Origin of the sequence: Neobacillus niacini, from assembly GCF_030817695.1 — a bacterium.
Lineage (GTDB): Bacteria > Bacillota > Bacilli > Bacillales > Cytobacillaceae > Neobacillus > Neobacillus niacini_F.
In genome coordinates this window covers 3,865,539-3,884,298 of sequence record NZ_JAUSZQ010000002.1, presented here as the reverse complement: position 1 = coordinate 3,884,298, position 18,760 = coordinate 3,865,539, and the positions used below count along the sequence as shown (strand labels likewise).

General features: G+C 34.5%; 11 protein-coding genes. All 11 read left to right on the top strand.

Translation table 11 applies throughout. The annotated features are described in order from the left end of the window. Positions 1 to 542: 542 nt before the first annotated feature. The 11 genes from QFZ28_RS19520 to QFZ28_RS19470 all read left to right on the top strand — a co-directional run bounded on the left by QFZ28_RS19520 (position 543) and on the right by QFZ28_RS19470 (position 18,737). On the top strand, positions 543 to 2,306 hold the full coding sequence (locus QFZ28_RS19520; protein WP_307196191.1) for a cache domain-containing sensor histidine kinase: 1,764 nt from the start codon (positions 543 to 545) through the stop codon (positions 2,304 to 2,306). Beyond that, positions 2,306 to 3,868, top strand: coding sequence for a response regulator (locus tag QFZ28_RS19515; protein ID WP_307196190.1), 1,563 nt, complete (start codon positions 2,306 to 2,308; stop codon positions 3,866 to 3,868). Before QFZ28_RS19520 ends, QFZ28_RS19515 begins: the two co-directional genes overlap by 1 nt. A 282-nt stretch (positions 3,869 to 4,150) precedes the next feature. Further along, positions 4,151 to 5,677, top strand: coding sequence for an MFS transporter (locus tag QFZ28_RS19510; protein WP_307196189.1), 1,527 nt, complete (start codon positions 4,151 to 4,153; stop codon positions 5,675 to 5,677). A gap of 37 nt (positions 5,678 to 5,714) precedes the next feature. Further along, a complete protein-coding gene (locus tag QFZ28_RS19505; RefSeq protein ID WP_307196188.1) occupies positions 5,715 to 8,123 on the top strand; it encodes a glycoside hydrolase family 31 protein in 2,409 nt (802 codons plus the stop codon). A gap of 157 nt (positions 8,124 to 8,280) precedes the next feature. Continuing rightward, positions 8,281 to 9,639, top strand: coding sequence for an ABC transporter substrate-binding protein (locus QFZ28_RS19500; protein WP_307196187.1), 1,359 nt, complete (start codon positions 8,281 to 8,283; stop codon positions 9,637 to 9,639). A gap of 34 nt (positions 9,640 to 9,673) precedes the next feature. Next, positions 9,674 to 10,219, top strand: a complete 546-nt coding sequence (locus QFZ28_RS19495) for a glycerol-3-phosphate responsive antiterminator (protein ID WP_307197079.1) — start codon at positions 9,674 to 9,676, stop codon at positions 10,217 to 10,219. A gap of 194 nt (positions 10,220 to 10,413) precedes the next feature. Then, the gene (gene glpK, locus QFZ28_RS19490) at positions 10,414 to 11,904 is read left to right on the top strand and encodes a glycerol kinase GlpK (RefSeq protein WP_307196186.1); all 1,491 of its coding nucleotides are present in this window, start codon (positions 10,414 to 10,416) and stop codon (positions 11,902 to 11,904) included. Between the two features lie 168 nt (positions 11,905 to 12,072). Beyond that, entirely contained in the window at positions 12,073 to 13,761 is a 1,689-nt protein-coding gene (locus tag QFZ28_RS19485; RefSeq protein ID WP_307196185.1) for a glycerol-3-phosphate dehydrogenase/oxidase, read from the top strand. Between the two features lie 22 nt (positions 13,762 to 13,783). Then, on the top strand, positions 13,784 to 14,986 hold the full coding sequence (locus QFZ28_RS19480) for an ROK family transcriptional regulator (RefSeq protein WP_307196184.1): 1,203 nt from the start codon (positions 13,784 to 13,786) through the stop codon (positions 14,984 to 14,986). A gap of 392 nt (positions 14,987 to 15,378) precedes the next feature. Next, a complete protein-coding gene (locus QFZ28_RS19475; RefSeq protein ID WP_307196183.1) occupies positions 15,379 to 17,109 on the top strand; it encodes a sensor histidine kinase in 1,731 nt (576 codons plus the stop codon). Between the two features lie 14 nt (positions 17,110 to 17,123). Further along, positions 17,124 to 18,737: a response regulator transcription factor gene (locus tag QFZ28_RS19470; RefSeq protein WP_307196182.1), complete on the top strand. Its 1,614-nt coding sequence runs from the start codon at positions 17,124 to 17,126 to the stop codon at positions 18,735 to 18,737. Positions 18,738 to 18,760 lie beyond the last annotated feature (23 nt).

Genomic DNA, 18,760 nt, shown 5'->3' with positions numbered 1-18,760 from the left:
GATGGATGGGGAATAATAGTAAAATAAATTTAATTGAATAATTTACTAACTTAGTCGAACTCTCATTTAAGTAGAATCATAATAATTTTGTAAATCTAAGGTTTAAATCTTGTAACTTGTGATGTCCTAGTCCAAGTTTCAGATTCACACGGATTATTTTCTCATACGCCCTATAGGTATTGGGTGAAGTATTTGATTTGGACCTACCACTAGGATTAGTTTATAACCACCAAACCAGGTCAACTTATCTAGAATTAATAATACTTCATTGGTGCTTGCTTTTCTATCGGAAATAGGAAGAATTTTATCATGGTAATAATTTTGTTGAAGTTATTGGAAGCTATCAGCCCCTTATCTATTTGATTAAATTTTGTTATATTAAGATAAATAAAATGGTTTTCACAATAGAAGTGTTCTAAAAAGGGGATGCAGGATGAAGGGATTTGTTCAAGGGTTATATATGTTAAGTGAATTTAGTTTGTATCTGGTAGTTCTAAAGATAAAGTTTATAAAAAATATATACGATTTAGAAGCAACGGTGTATGAAGATGAAGTTTAAACGTTTTTTTCGATTTCGCCATTTGAAAAATCAATTGCTATTCCTGAATGCTCTAAGTATCAGTCTAATAATTGGGCTGACTGCAATTATTACCTATACGATTGCTATAAATATCCAGATTAATGAGGCAATTAGATATAATACTGTTATGGTCATGCAAATAAGTAAAAGTATAGATAATATGGTGGAATCCTTTAATCGTGTGATGGATGGTGTAACTTTCAACAATGATGTACAAGAAATATTGCCAGAGGCATACGAAAATAGTAAAGAAAAAAATTTCTTAAATAAAAACTTATTATCTAAAATAACTGATGAAACTGTCATGTTTAATGAAGTCGATCTTGTCTATCTTTATGACACTGAAGGAGTAAGAGTCAATTTAAGAAGAAGTGTCAATAACCAAAACTATGAATTTTTTAATACATTACGTCCCGAACTTTATGATTCAAGTGGAAAAGTCACTTGGAGCGTTGAGAAGTCTGTAATTACAGCGAATCGGACAATCTACGATATACACTCTTATAAAATGAAAGTCATTGGTTATCTAACAATGTCTATGGATAAAGCATATTTACAGGAGCGAATTCAGAAATTTGATCCGACTGAAGAAAGACATATTATTATACTGGATAAAGAAAATAATGTGGTTATATCTAATTCAAATGATAAGGAATTAAGTGCCGTTACTTCATGGCTGTCAAATTCATCTAAACATTTAGCTAATTCCGATACATTAATAGAAATCCCGGATTCTGGGAAAGTGATTATAAACAATTATCAATCTGAATTAACAGGGTGGAAAATCATTTCTTTAATAAGTTTGAATGAGATTTCGGAAGGCCCTGCACTTATTGGTAAGACCATCTTTTTAATTGGAATAGTAGCGATCATTATTGGTATCATTATTATTTGGATAAGTACTAATTATATTGTTAGACCTTTAAACAAATTAAGTTTGGTGATGGATGAGGTTGAAAAAGATAACTTCAATGTTCAGCTTCAGATCGACCGTTCGGATGAGCTTGGAAGAGTTGGCGAAAGCTTTAATAGAATGATGAGTAAAATTAACAACTTAATTTCGGACATCTATCAGAAGGATATAAATGAAAAAGATGCACAGCTAAGAGCACTTCGAGCCCAGATAAATCCACATTTTCTTTATAATACTCTAGACACAATCAATTGGATGGCACAATTTGGGAAATCGGATGAAGTTAGTAAAATGACAACCTCTTTAAGCAGGCTGTTGAAAAAAAGTATTACTAATAATGGGGAGTTCATTAGACTTGAAGAAGAGATTAATTATATTGATGATTATATGACGATTCAAAAAATTAGGTTTCAAGACAGAATTCATTATTCTGTTAACGTTGATCCAGAGGCTAAAAATTGTTTAGTTCCAAAACTGATTCTGCAGCCAATCGTTGAAAATGCCATGATTCATGGAATAGAAAAGAAAATTGGAAACGGATACTTATTTATCAATGGGAAAATAAAAAATAACAAATTACACATTGAAGTTTTAGATAATGGAGTAGGTATGGATGAAAATACAGTGGCCTCTCTTTCTGAGGGTAGATATGTAAGTCTTGATGACAACAGAGGAACAGGAAATGGGATATTAAATGTTCAAAACCGGATTCAATTATTATTTGGTGATGATAATGGTTTAAAGATTGAAAGTAATATTAACGTCGGAACCTCGTTTGAGCTGACTTTACCTATAAGAAGGGAGGGAGCCTGATGTTGAAAGTACTTATTATTGACGATGAACCATTTATTAGCAAAGGATTATCTGAAAAAATCGATTGGCCAGCCCTTGGTTGCGAAATTTGCGGAATGGCGTCGAATGGTTATGAAGGAAAAGAACTAATTAATAAACTTAAGCCAGATATCGTTGTGTCTGATATTGTAATGCCGGGACATACAGGCCTAGAATTGGCGGAATTCGTTCATCAAAATCATAAAGATATCCTAATGATTCTCTTGTCAGGGTATGATGAGTTTACATTTGCCAAAGAAGCTTTTAAATATGGTGTTTTTGATTATTTACTTAAACCAACAGTCGTAGAAGAAGTAATGGTAGTGATTAAAAATGCAGTAAATACCATAGAGCAAAAAAGACATAAAGAGAAAAACTATGAATACATGGAAAATGCTCTTCAAGAGAGTATACCCATTATAGAACAATCATTATTATATGAAATGACAGTTAAGGGGATAGTACCGACACAAAATATAAAACAAAGTATCAATCTTACACCTGGAAAAGGTGCTGTGATAACAATAGAAATGTATAGTGATACGCAAAATAGATTATCCTTTGATTCTGTTTCAAAATCCATCAAGGATTTATTACTATCAAAAAATAAGGAAGTAAGATTTGTAACGCATGATCAACAACTTTTGGTAATACCTTCATTCTCACTATTGATGCCAGATAAAGTGGTAGAAACACGATTAAAAGATATTGCTGAAAATATATTGGGTGATTTTTCTTTTGAGGATCGCACCCATGTTTCAATTGGTATTGGAGGAATGTTTACTTCTATCAACACCTTACACTCCTCTTACTTACAATCTATCACAGCATTATCACGGAGTTATTTTGTTGGGAAAGGTAAAATTCATATTTATTCTGAAACTAGCACCAAACATTATAATAATAATAATAATAATTTCTCAGCAAAATTAGGGAGTTTTATTGAAAAGTTTGAAGAATGGGAACTTGAGAAGATTCTGCTTGAAATTGAGGCACTATTCAAGGAGCTAAAATACACATTTGATAGACAGTTAGTATTAAATCTTTGCTTAGAGTTATTAATTAAACTGGGATTAGTTGTTGCAAAATGGGATAAAAATTTTTCAATGACCGTTGGATATGAACAACTTGAACGGTGTAAAACCTTTGATCAACTACTTGAATTTATGAAGCAAACCTGTGTGAAGGTAAAAAATCATCTTTACGAAACAATGAATAAAAATAACATAGGTGTAGTTGAGCAGGCAAAACGAATTATTGAACAACATTATGCGAATCCAAATTTAAATGCACAGTTTATTGCAGAACAACTTGGTGTTAGTGTTAGTTATTTAAGCCGGACCTTTAAAAGGGATACCGGCGAAAATCTTAGTAATTTCTTAACGGAAAAACGGATTCAGGTGGCACAAAAGCTCTTAACTACTACTGATTTAAAAACGAACGAAGTTTCAATCATGGTAGGATTTCTTGACGCAAGATATTTTGGTCAAGTTTTTAAGAAAATTATGAGAACTACACCTTCTGAATATAAGAAATGCAGGTAGTCAAATTTTTAATATTCCTCCCTGATGGCCGTATCACATGAAATTTATGTGATGCGGCTTTTTTATACGGTAGTCAATATTTTCAACAACTACTTCAAAAATTTCAACCTTTCTCTCTTATGACAGTCAGGTAATATTAAAAACAAGAAAGCACTTCCAACTATTTTTGTAAGGGATTGCAATCGGAGGAGGGAATACAATATTTTAACCCTCCACTAGACCGTTGGCTGGCAACAGGGGGATAAGTCGTTAAATTTTATAAGGGAGAGAGAAGGGGATTATATGACAAATATCAAGAAAAAGATTACCATACCTAGAGCCATTGGTTATGGGTTAACGGACATAATGGGCGGCGGTGCTTTCACCGTTATTGCCGCTTGGTTAATGTATTACTATACGACATTTGTGGGATTATCTCCTGTTGAGGGTGCCTCTATTATTGCTATTGCTCGTATAGTGGATGCGATAGTGAGCTTAGCTATCGGGAGTGTCACAGATAACTTCTATAAATTTAAATTGGGAAGAAAGTTTGGCAGACGCCGTTTCTTTCTATTAATTGGTTCGCCTCTAATGGTCGCATATGTGTTGCTCTGGTTTACAGGAATGAATTATTGGTACTATCTATTAAGCTATTTGTTATTTGAAATTGTTATGGCATTAGTATTAATTCCATGGGAAACGCTGCCATCCGAGATGACAAAGGATTTTAATGAAAGAACGAAATTATCCACAGCAAGAATGTTCATGTCTGGTACAGGTGTATTTTTAGCCACGTTTGTTCCTGCACGATTAATCGCGTACTTTGGTGAAGATAATGCGTATGCTTATTTTATCAATGCTGTATTTTTTGCCATACTTTTTGCGATCTGTATCTTTATCTCTTATAAAGTAACATGGGAAAACAAGCTTACACCTGAAGAAGAAAGAGAATTAATCGCACAATCCAACAAATCTAAAAGTTTTGGTGAAACACTTAGTGGTATTGGAAGCGTTTTAAAGGAATATGTAACTACCTTGAAAATAAAAAGCTTCCGGAAACATTTAGCGATCTATTTATTATCCTTCACTGCTAAAGACGTATTTAATGCTGTTTTTGTATATTTCTGTGTGTTTGCTCTAAGTATTTCATCATCACTTGCTGCAGACTTACTATCACTCAGTATAATTGGGGTGCCTATTATGCTGGTAGCTGGTTTCTTAATGATAAAAGTTGGCCCTGGTAATTTGTATAAAATCTCCTATTCCGTAATGCTTATCTGTTTGGGAGCGTTTTATGTAGTCTATTTAACTAAGCCTGATTCTATGGTCGTCATGCTGTTTGTGATTGCTGCTTTTTATCAAGTTGGCAGAGCAATTTTAGACTTTACACCATGGAATGTATTCCCTTTCATTCCGGATATTGACGAGATTGTAACGAGACAAAGACGTGAAGGATTATTTGCAGCAGTTATGACATTTGCCAGAAAAACGTCTGTTGCATTGGCTACTATGGTTGTGGGACTTGTACTACAATGGGGCGGTTTTGTTGCAGGAGAAAAAACACAGACGATAGAGGCAATACAGACAATCGTTTATACTATGGTCATAGGCGCTTCAGTACTTCTTGTTGCAGCATTACTAGTTGTTTTCACGTTTAAATTAAATAAACAAACTCATAAAATATTAGTTGATGAAATTGATAGATTAAAAAATAATGGGTCAAAACTTAAAGTGGATCCACAAACAAAAGAAGTTGTTGAAAATCTTACTGGGTTTAAGTATGAGGACATCTGGAAGGATAATAATGAAAGTAAAATAAAATCTGCTTGAGTAAGTCACTCTCTAGAAAGCGTAAGGTGAAAAAATTATGTCAATCCGTGAAAAATACATGTTCAAGTTTATCAATGAAGACAATAATTGTTTATCTTTTAAATTGGATAAAAGTAATTTTATTGCTAGAGTATTTGTTTTAGAAAATGATATTGTCCGTGTTTTGATGACAGATGGTGAAGAGCTATCACTGCAACACACTTGGTTAGTAGCACCGGGGATGGATGATGTCCCTATGGAAGGTAGACACAGATTGGATGTTAGTCCATTTAGTCTGCCACCCTATGTTTCATACGAAAAAGATGAAGTATTTTATATTGAAACATCCACATTAAAGATTGAAATTAAATTAAATGGATTCATTGTAAATTGGTACTATAAGAATTCGGAAACATCAGAATATATTCATTTTATGAATGACCGAAAAACACAAGCCTATAATTTTGATGGTTCATTAGGTGAAGGAATATTCCATTATATCCAGAGAACGAGAGAAGAAAGCTATTATGGTTTGGGGGAAAAGGCGGGCGAAACAGATCGCTATGGTAAGCGCTATCGTATGATGAATGTCGATCCAATGGGTTACGATGCCCAATATACCGACCCATTGTACAAACATATCCCGTTTTATATCACCCGAAAAGATAAGACAAATATTTCATTTGGAATATTTTACGATAATATGTCAAAAGCAGTTTTTGATATGGGAAATGAGATGGATAATTATCATGGCTGGTATCGCTATTTCCAATCAGATGCCGGTGATTTAGATTACTATATCATTGCTGGTCCTGAAGTAAAGGATGTTGTAAAAAGATACACTTGGTTAACCGGAAAACCGATTTTCCAGCCAAAATGGAGCCTGGGCTATTCGGGATCTACGATGACGTATACTGATTTACCGAAATCTCAAGAAAGATTAAATGAATTCCTGCAATTATGTGAAGAACATGATATTATTTGTGATTCGTTCCAATTATCATCAGGGTATACGTCTATTGGGGATAAACGTTATGTATTTAACTGGAATAGAGATAAATTTCCAGACCCTAAAGGGTTCACAGATGGATATCATGAAAAGAATGTGCATCTTTGTGCGAACATTAAACCTTGCTTGTTAAAAGACCACCCATTATTCGAAGAATTACAAGATAAAGGGATGTTTATTAAATCTGAAGATGGCAAAACGCCTGAAATGGCACAATTTTGGGATGAAGTTGGAGCCTATTTGGATTTTACAAATAAAGACACTTATGCATGGTGGAAAAAGAAGGTAACTGAAGCATTACTGGAATATGGTATTGATTCTACATGGAATGATAACAATGAGTTTGAAATTTGGACGAAAAATGTAAAAAGCAATGGGTTTGGACAAGAGGTAAATTTTGAACTTGTACGTGCCTTACAGCCATTATTAATGATGAAAGCTTCCTATGAGGCCCAAAAGGAATTTTCACCAGAAGTAAGACCATATTTAATTTCACGTTCTGGTAGTCCAGGGATGCAGCGATATGTTCAAACATGGACAGGTGATAATTATACGAGCTGGAAAACCGTAAAATACAATATTAAAATGGCCGTTGGTTTAAGCTTATCAGGTGTATATAATATCGGTCATGATATTGGAGGATTTTCCGGTCCTGCACCGTCACCGGAATTGTTTGTCCGTTGGGTGCAAAATGGAATTTTCTATCCTAGGTTTACGATTCATTCTTGGAATGACGACCAAACGGTCAATGTTCCTTGGATGTATGAAGAAACAGCAGGCCATATAAGGGATTTAATTAAGTTTAGACACAGATTAACTCCATATTTGTATACTTTGTTATACAATGCTCACGATCAGTATGAGCCTATCATTAAACCAACATTCTACGAGTTTGGTCAAGATAAAAAGACATTTGAAGAATGTGATGATTTTATGTTAGGTGATTCAATACTAGTGACATCTGTTGTAGAAGAAGGAGCTACTGAGCGAACAGTGTATTTACCAGAGAGCGATGGAGGGTGGTACGATTATCATACATCAACCTGGTATGAAAGTGGACAAACTGTAACGATACCTGCACCATTAACGTATGCACCGTTCCTTGTAAAAGCAGGCAGCATTATTCCAGTGAATGAAGCAGATTGTTCATTTCTAACAAAAACAAACGATGAACGGGGATTTGAGTTGTTCCCTCACCAACAAACAGGTACATCAGATTATGTATTGTACGAGGATGACGGAATCTCTTCAAATTACCAAGAAAATCATACTAAATTTCATGTCCACATGAAAACAACTAGTGATCGATTGGAAGTTTCTTTAAAGAAAGAAGGGGTCTTTGAGTTGTCATATAAGCAAATTACATTCCATTTGCCAAAAGGTGAAACGCGTGAACTAGTGGTGAACGGACAGCCTTTACAACAAACAGATGATGGAAGTTTTGTTTATCAGTTATAAAATTTAAAGGATTTTATCCCTATTTTTTAAATAGACCCTATAGTATAGATATACATAAACAGTCTAACTATAGGGTATTTTTTTTGTATAATGTATAGTGGGATTTTAAGAATTTCACATCCCGAATGCAGCATTATAGAAAGGGAAGTATCATCCTATGAAACAATCATTGAAAACGATTTCTATTTTTTTTATAACATCGATTTTTTTATTAATAATATCAGCATGTGCTAACAACCCGAGTCCAAAAGAAACAACCGTACCAGACAATGAAAAGAAAGTTACCTTGGATTTCCTTTGGTTTAGTGACGGTGTAGAGGGAAAGGTAATGAAAGAGATTATCAAGGATTATCAAGCAAAAAATCAAAATGTTGAAATAAATTTAATAGAAGTGGCTTATCAAGATTTAAATACAAAATTAAAAAGAATGATTGCAGGAGGGGAACCTCCAGCATTAGCGCGTATAACAGATACTGGGAATTTTGCGGATTTTGCATTAGATCTTACACCATATGTTGGGGGAGCGGAAGAATTTACTTCTCAATTTCTCCCAGCAATTAAACCTTATTATGTAAAAGGGAATAAAATTATTGCAGCACCGATGGATGTTACTGCAAACTGCATCATCTATAACAAAACATTGTTTATTAAAGCAGGAGTGCAAGTTCCACAAACCCCTGACGAAGTTTGGACCTGGGATGAATTTGCCGAAGCTCTTAAAACAGTAAATGATAAAGGCGGGGCAAAACACGGGCTGTTAGTTGATTTTACACCTCGAAGATATTCCACTTTAGTTTATCAATTTGGCGGAAGCCTAATGACTGAAGATGGTTCTGCACCAGCAATTAATAATGAAAAAGGCGTAGCAGCATTAGATTATTTTATCAAACTTCATAAAGATGCGATTATTCCTGAATCTGTTTGGTTAGGTGTGGAAGATCCAATTAAACTGTTCCGCTCAGGACAGGCTGCTGCTCACTTATCTGGAAACTGGATGTTAAGCAACTATAGCGATATTGAGAACTTTGAGTGGGGGGTAACATATCTTCCTAAAAAAGAGATTCGTGCTTCTGTACCAGGAGGAAAATATATCATGGGCTTTAAAAATACAGAGGTAGAAGACGAAACAGCTGATTTTATTAAATATTTAGCATCAAAAAAAGTAAATGCTAAATTTAATCAAGAGTCCCTGTTGTTAAGTTCAAGATTAGATAACAATGAATTAAACTACGAGTTTGGCAAAGAGATGTTTAAAATATTTTCAAATGAATTAGAAAATACGCCACTTATTGCAGCGGAAGATTGGCGAAATCAAGAGGTCATTTCCCAGGTTTCCTCTTATATGAGAGACTCAATTATGAAAGCTCTAAATGGGGAAGTAACCTCACAAGAAGCAATGAATGCAGTAGCAGAAAAAATTAAAGAAGCGATTGAGGGAAGTCACACTAATCAGAGTGAAAAGAGAAATGAGGTGTCTGATGACCTACAATCATCAAACCATTCAGCCAGTTATTGAAAATGAAAGAACAGCGATGAAAGGAATTAATTTTATGAACCAGAAAATTATCCCTGCATCCTCAAATATGAAGGAATTCGAATCCTTTTTGAGAAGTCCTTACGAAATTGGTGTGTTTTTAGATATGCATATTGCTCAGTTAAAACATATTAATAGGATGGCCAAGGAAAAAGGAAAGAAAATGATTTACCACGTGGACTTAATCAACGGCATCAAAAATGATGATTTTGCCACAGAGTATATTTGTCAAGAATTCAAGCCATACGGCTTAATTTCAACTAAATCTAGTGTGATACAAAAGGCAAAGCAAAAAGGTGTAATTGCTGTACAGAGAATTTTCCTTATTGATAGTCATGCTCTTGAAAAAAGTTATAAATTAATAGCAAAAACCCAGCCAGATTACATTGAAGTCCTGCCTGGAGCAATGCCGAAGATTATTAAAGAAGTTAAGGAGAGTGTAGGAATACCTATCCTTGCTGGGGGGTTAATTCGAAATTCTGAAGATGTAGATGCTGCACTAATGGCAGGAGCTACAGCCATAACCACTTCAAAACGAGAGTTATGGGAGGGTTTTTTTTAAAACATTTAAACAACATATTTATGTTAAAAAAGTTGTTTAAATGTTTTAGTAGAATTGTATACTTTCCTCAACAAGTAAAGTTATGTGACGGAGAGTAGTAGATTCACGCAGAAACCCATTTTGTGGTTAATTCTGTTTGTGAATCTCTTTTTTTATATCCATATATAAGATAATATTTTTGGAGGATATTAATAGTGGAAAAATACATTTTATCTCTAGACCAGGGAACAACTAGTTCCCGTGCTATTCTTTTTAATAAAAAGGGGGAAATTGTTCATTCTGCACAAAAGGAAATCACGCAATATTTTCCAAAGCCAGGCTGGGTCGAACACAATCCTAATGAAATTTGGGGTTCCATTCTTTCAGTTGTTGCCGAAGTCTTATCAGAATCCGAAATTAAACCTGAGCAAATTGCAGGTATAGGGATCACCAATCAGCGAGAAACAACTATAGTTTGGGATAAAGAAACAGGTCATCCAGTTTATAATGCCATTGTTTGGCAATCAAGACAAACAAGTGAGATTTGTGAAGAGTTGAAAGAAAAAGGTTATCATGACCTGTTTCGTAACAAATCAGGACTGTTAATTGATCCTTACTTTTCAGGAACAAAGGTAAAATGGATCCTCGATCATGTGGAAGGGGCACGTGATAAAGCGGCTCAAGGAAAATTATTATTTGGTACGGTTGATACTTGGCTGGTTTGGAAACTCTCCGGAGGCCGTGCACATGTAACCGATTATTCTAATGCTTCACGGACCTTAATGTTCAACATCTATGAATTAAAGTGGGATGATGAATTATTGGATATTTTAGGTGTACCTAAATCGATGCTGCCAGAGGTTAGACCATCATCAGAAATTTATGGGAAAACGGTTGATTATCATTTTTTTGGGAATGAGATTCCAATATCAGGGGTTGCTGGTGACCAGCAGGCAGCATTGTTCGGACAAGCGTGCTTTGATGAAGGAATGGCCAAAAACACTTATGGTACCGGTTGCTTTATGTTAAAGAATACGGGTGAGAAAGCTGTGCGCTCAGGGCATGGATTATTAACCACTATAGCATGGGGGCTGAATGGAAAAGTAGAATACGCACTTGAGGGAAGTATCTTTGTGGCGGGTTCTGCCATTCAATGGCTTCGTGATGGATTAAGAATGTTTAAAGATGCAAAGGATAGTGAAGTATATGCAGCAAAAGTCGATTCCAACGATGGCGTCTATTTGGTCCCAGCGTTTGTAGGCTTAGGAACTCCTTATTGGGATAGTGATGTAAAAGGTGCCGTTTTTGGTTTAACCCGTGGTACAACAAAGGAACATTTAATTCGAGCTACTTTAGAATCTCTTGCGTACCAAACAAAAGACGTATTATCTGCGATGGAAGCTGATTCTGGAATTGAACTTAAAACTCTTCGTGTTGACGGCGGGGCAGTGAAAAATAATTTCCTAATGGAATTCCAAAGTGATATTTTGGATGTTCCAGTAGAAAGACCAGTTGTAAGTGAAACTACCGCATTAGGAGCAGCATATTTAGCGGGTCTTGCTGTTGGCTTTTGGAAAAGCCAAGAGGAAATTGCCAAGCAATGGGCTGTTGACCGAACTATTTTACCGAAGATGTCTGCTGAAAATAGAAATAAGTTATATAACGGTTGGAAAAAAGCAGTGAAAGCAACAATGGCTTTTAAATAATTATTTTCAATTTCCTTACTTAATGTTATACTAAAAACAAGTTAATATATGGCAGGAGAAGTCGGAGAGACCACAAAAACATTATCTTTATTGATAATGTCTTTTGTGGTCTCTTTTTATTTCACCTGAAAAAATTAAATTATATTGAGCAAGCAGGAGGAGTAAATGATGCAATTTTCAAACCTAAATCGAACTGAATTTGTTAACAAATTCAAAACAGAAGTTTTTGATGTATTAGTGATAGGCGGAGGAATTACAGGAGCTGGTATTGCCCTTGATGCACAAACCCGAGGAATGAATACAGCTCTAGTTGAAATGCAAGATTTCGCTGCTGGGACCTCAAGCAGGTCGACTAAATTAGTTCACGGCGGGCTTAGATATTTAAAACAATTTGAAGTTAAAATGGTGGCAGAGGTTGGAAAAGAAAGGGCGATTGTCTACGAAAATGGCCCGCATGTAACAACGCCTGAATGGATGTTGTTACCACTTCATAAGGGAGGTACATTTGGGAAATTTAGCACATCCATTGGTCTACGTGTATACGATTTCTTAGCTGGTGTTAAAAAGTCGGAACGAAGAAAAATGCTAAACCCCCAGTCTACATTAGCAAAAGAGCCGCTTATAAAAAAATCTGGCTTAAAGGGTGGCGGTTATTATGTTGAATATCGTACAGATGATGCAAGGCTGACCATTGAGGTTATGAAAGCGGCGGTGGAAAAAGGGGCAATAGCTTGTAATTATACAAAAGTATCAAAGCTTCTTTATAAAAATGGAAAGGTAATCGGTGCATTGGTCCAAGATCAATTGACAGGTGAGATTTATGAAATACATGCCAAAAAGATTGTTAATGCTGCCGGACCATGGGTAGATCAAATTCGTGAAATGGATCAATCCAAAAAAGGGAAATTCCTACAGCTTTCAAAAGGTGTCCACTTAGTAATTGACCAATCCCGTTTTCCTTTGAAACAAGCCATCTATTTTGACACGCCAGACGGCCGGATGGTGTTTGCGATCCCTCGTGATGGAAAGGTCTATGTCGGAACAACAGATACTTTCTATAATGAAGATGCCGTAAACCCTAATATGACAGAAAGTGATCGTAGTTATATTTTAAATGCGATTGATTATATGTTCCCTGAAGTGAAAATAAGTGAAAAAGATGTGGAATCGAGTTGGGCAGGTGTACGACCGCTTATTTACGAAGAAGGAAAAAATGCCTCAGAAATTTCTCGAAAAGATGAGATTTGGGAATCCAATTCGGGTTTAATCACCATTGCTGGAGGTAAATTAACAGGCTACCGAAAAATGGCTGAAATGGTGGTTGATTTATTGGCAGAAAAATTAAAATCAGAGGGGAGAAGTTTTAAATCGTGCCAAACGAAGTATCTCCCAATTTCAGGCGGTGATGTTGGAGGTTCAAAACTATTTCCATCTTTTATTACTGCAACAGTTAGAAGAGGTATGGAAATTGGTCTTAGTAAAGAAGAGGCTGAAACATTAGTGAAAATATATGGATCCAATAGTAACACAGTGTTTGAATTATTGAAAAATAATATGTCTGATGCAAAAAAATATCAATTACCTACAGTGTTATTTGCAAAATTACTTTATGCCATTGAACATGAAATGGTTGCTACACCGATAGATTTCTTAAACCGCCGAACAGGTGCCATTTTATTTGATATACAAACCGTAAGAAAATGGAAGAAGCAAGTAATTGCTTATTTAGGTGATAGGTTAAATTGGTCTGTAGAAGAGAAAAACAAATATTCATCTTCGGTAGATGAGGTATTAAACGCTGCTGTCATTCCTGTGGATCAACCAAAATCTTACCAAAAAGCTGCAAATGGTAATTAACTTGAATAGCAGGGTGAACGTTATGGAACTTGGTGTAGCTTCTTATCTAAAGAAGATAAATAAAAGTTTGATATTAAGTAAGATTATTAAGCATGGGCCGATCTCGAGGTCAGATTTAGCGATTATAACAAAATTAACAAAGGCAACCATTTCTGCACAGGCAGCGAATCTTTTAGAGGAAGAATTAATTATCGAATCCCATACAGAGTATAACAGTGTTGGAAGAAAACCGATTATGCTTTCTCTTAGGACAAATGCTGGTTATGCATTGGGAATTGATTTAGATTATCGGGATATTAAATTTACTGTATCTGACCTTATGGGGAACCCAGTTCATACTGACAGAGTAGAGTTAAAAAATTCAAACTATGATGAAATTATTCAAATCTTAATCAACCAAATTCGTGCATACCAACAAAAATTTTCTCATAGTCATTTTGGGATTATTGGTGTTGTCATTGGAATACATGGAACAGTGACCAATGACAAAATCATCTCTTTTGTTCCACAGCATAGATGGTATAACAAGGACTTAAAGACTGATCTAGAGAAAAATGTAAACATAGAAGTTACTGTTGAAAATAATGCAAATTTATGTGCATTTGCCGAAAAAGTATTTAATTTTCATCAATGCACGAACTTAATTAATATAAGTATGTATTCTGGAATAGGCATGGGATTTTTAATGAATGGAGACTTGGTGAAAGGGTATCATGGATTTGCAGGTGAAATGGGTCACATGATTATTCAACCTGATGGAAAACCATGTAATTGCGGTAAATCGGGTTGTTGGGAGTTATATGCTTCTGAAGTGAGCTTCTTTAAACAAATATCCGAGAAACTGGCTAAACCTATATTGAACTACGAGGATATTAAAAATCTAGTTATTGCAAGAAACCCGGCAGTAATAACTGCAATGGATGAGTATATAAAGTACGTATCTATCGGTCTAAATAATATTATTAATTTACTAAATCCAGAAACACTCGTGTTAAATAGTGAACTATTAAAACAATTTCCTGAAGCCATGAGTATAATTAAATCAAATATAAAAACATCGATTAGTAATTATAAGGAAATATATATATCCGATCTCGGTACTAATGCTTGTGGTATGGGTGCTTGTGCTCTAGCGATAAAGAATTTTTTAGAGCTACCTGATTTGAGTTTGACAATTAATCCAAATGTGTTGGTACATTGTATCGAATCCAAAGGGATTTCCTAGGTAGAAACTTATAAACTAATTATACCCGAAGTAACCCGACAGTGTTTGCCCTGTGGGGTTACTTCTATTAGATTCGGTGCCTGAGATACTAGAAAAACAAATGCCATGCAAACTTGAAAACTGCTTGAGGCCTTTATCCCATGTTTTTCCTTAACCACACTTTCAAACAGTTCATGCAGAATGTTGAATTAATCTAAGTTCAATTATTCTAATCCATGCACATTATTTGGATTTTTAGTTAATACTGGATTGAAGAATTGCGGTAATAGATTTAGGTCTGTTGACTCCCATACTACTTCTTACTGGAAATTAAATTTTTTTAATTTTTGTTAAAAAGGATATTGTATAATGAGAATAATATTTTTTTGTGGAGCACAACTGGAGGATTATCAATGCATTCTTTCAAGCAACTTTATAATTCATTGCTATTTAAACTTTTTCTATGTGTATTTTTAATCATCGGTCCATTAATTGTGGTTCATATAGTAAATAACTATTATGCAGTTGAGGTCATTCGTAACCAGGTAGCGCAATCAAATAAAAACATGCTCAATATTTATATGAATCAAATCGATCGGAGTCTGAAAGGTGTAGGAAACTATATTTTTCAAATAACACAAAACAATACAGATTTATATTTTCTGCAATACAACGAAACGCTTGATCCTAATGATTATGAAGAAGCAAAAATACGTGTATTTAATTCCATCACAAATCAGTCATATTTCTACACTGCAATAGATTCTATTTTTATTTATTCATCACCCAATAAGGATTTTATCAATACTGTAAAACTTTCTGATAGTTTTTCAGAACGATTTAAGGCACAAGAAGAAATTCGGCATTTGTTTGAAAAAAAACCTAACAATTTACCAGAAGGCAAATGGAATATATGGAAAGGTGAAAATAATTATTACTTGCTCCAATATTATTCCATAAATGGAGTATATGTTGGTGCCTGGGTGAATATGGACAAGTTGATCACGCCTTTTAAATATATTGATTTTGGTGAAACTGGAAAAGCCATTTTGGCTACGTCAGAATTAAAAGCGATTACAAATAAGCAATTTATTGAAAAAAATAAAATAGATTTAACATTTAGCGAAGGAAATTATTCGGTAACTGGGGAAAACGACAAGTTTGTTCTAATGAGAGAAAAGTCTCATATCGGTGATTTTTATCTTGTAGCTTTAATTCCTGAAAGTGAAATACTAGAGAAGCTCCCTTATTTACAGCGAATCTCGTCTATTATTACTTTTCTCGCTATTTTGTTCTTACTATTTTTTATTTTTGTAATGAGAAAAATATTTCTGAAGCCTATCAATCGAATAGTTTCCGCAATGAAAAAACTCCGGAAAGGAGATCTCGAAATTCGCCTTCCTATGAATCGGAATTCCACCGAATTCGAAGTGATGAATGAAACCTTCAATCATATGGTTTCAGAAATAAAGGATTTAAAAATAAATGTATATGAAGAAAAATTAAATCTTCAACGAGCGGAACTAAAGCACCTTCAGTTGCAAATTAATCCGCATTTTTTCCTTAATTCGTTAAATATTATTTATAATTTAGCTACAGTAAAGGAGTTTAGTGTTATCCAGGAAATGGCAAAATGTTTAGCGGATTATTTCAGGTTCATGTTCCGTAGTAATTCCTATTTTGTTAGTCTTAATGACGAAATCAAACACACTAAGAATTACCTAAGAATTCAACAACTTCGGTTTCCGGAGAGCTTTAACTATTCTGTTGAAGTACCACCCGAGTTGAAGAAATGTAAAATTCCACCACTTATGATTCAAACCCTTACTGAAAATTCAATTAAACACGCATTTAATTTAGACGAACACATGGAAATCTATATCATGATAAGCAAGGATGTGAATCCTGAGTTTATTAATATCAGAGTCCAAGATACAGGTGAAGGGTTCTCAGAAGAAATATTAAATGCATTAGAAAATGATCAATATCTACCAAGCAATGAAGGTGAAAGAATAGGAATCTGGAACATTAAACAAAGATTAACGCTGCTATATGGAGAAAAATCGTCTATACATTTTTCAAATGAACCTGGGTGGGGAGCAGCAGTTTGGATTCGAATTCCCGCTGAAGTGATGCAAGGGTGAAAGGGGTAGTAGTTATGAAACAGTATCATGTTCTTATTGTTGATGATGAGGTACATTCCATAAGAGGTGTACAAGCCGGGGTTAATTGGGATAAATTTAATATTTCAAACGTATATACTGCTCATAATTTAACGTCGGCACAAGAAGTATTTTTAAATAATCAGGTAGACCTGTTATTATGTGACATTGAAATGCCAAAAGGGTCAGGGTTTGACTTATTGAAGTGGGTGAGGGAAAACTATCCTGATACAGAAGCTATTTTTCTAACGTGCCATTCAGATTTTTCCTATGCTAAACAAGCACTGCAACTAAAAAGCTTGAACTATCTATTAAAACCAGTTGATTATGAGGAACTAGAAGAGGTTATTGAAGAAGCTTTGGAAAAAATAAAAAAGGATCAAGAGGTTAAAAATGTTGAGGAATCTTACCTAGAACTAAAAAAGAATCATGGTGAAGTACTAAGGCAGCGGTTCTGGTTAGATTTAATCCAACAAGTTATCCCATCTGATGCAAATGAGATTGCGGAACATCTCGAAAAGCATCACGTATCGTACTTTGAATCAACAACCTTTTTGCCTGTATTATTCAATGTTTTACGGTGGAAAAAAGAGTTTACAGTTCATGAAGAAAAGGTTAAATTAGCAGCTCTTCAAAAAGTAATGTCTGAAGTAATTTCAAATAACGGTATCAATGCGGATGTGATTAATTTAGATACCGGTTATGTATTGGTTATTATACCCTTTTTAAGTCCAGTGGACTTGAATGAACTTACAAATAAATTGGATCAATATATTTCTCAATTCTCTCAAAATCATTCATGTGATCTTTGTTGTTATTTAGGAAATCGGGTGGGTATCCAAGACGTAATGAGTATGGTTCATAAATTAATAGAACTTGATAGCAATAATGTTACGATTAGCAATCAAACAATTCTTTATAAAAACGAGAAAAAAGGTTTATCCTCTTATCCTCAGTTTCCTTCTACGGAATGGGCAAATTTAATGAAAAGCGGACAAAAGGAAAAATTTTTGGATCAGCTTAATAACTATTTTGAACGGTGGAAAACACTCGATTATATTACCGGTCAATCTTTACATTTATTTTATCAAGACTTTTTACAACAAATTTTCTATGTCCTTCAGGTTAAAGGCATTCAGGCAAATCAAGTATTTTCACAAAACTTACTCACCGAAAAGCCTGTAAAAGTACTAAAGTCGTTATGCTCTCTCCAAGATTGGATTATTTTTATTGTGGAGGTAACGATGAACCAATTACATCTTCCTCAAGAAAAGGGATCTGTAGTTGACGTGGTAAAGCAGTATATCCAGAATCATTTAGGCGAACAACGGCTAACACGGGAAGACATTGCTAATTACGTTTATCTAAATCCAGATTATTTAACAAGGATATTTAAAAAACAAACAGGTTTATCGCTATCTGACTACTTACAGCAGCAACGGATTGAATATGCTAAAAATTTGTTAGTAGAGACTAGTTTACCTGTTAGTGAAGTTGCTTTAGCTGCAGGATATTCAAATTTTTCCTACTTTTCTACCATTTTTAAGAAGTCAACGGAATTAAATCCAATGGAATTTAGAAGACTATCACTTTCAACCAAAAAGTCGTAATAATGAAAATAAAAGGTCGTATT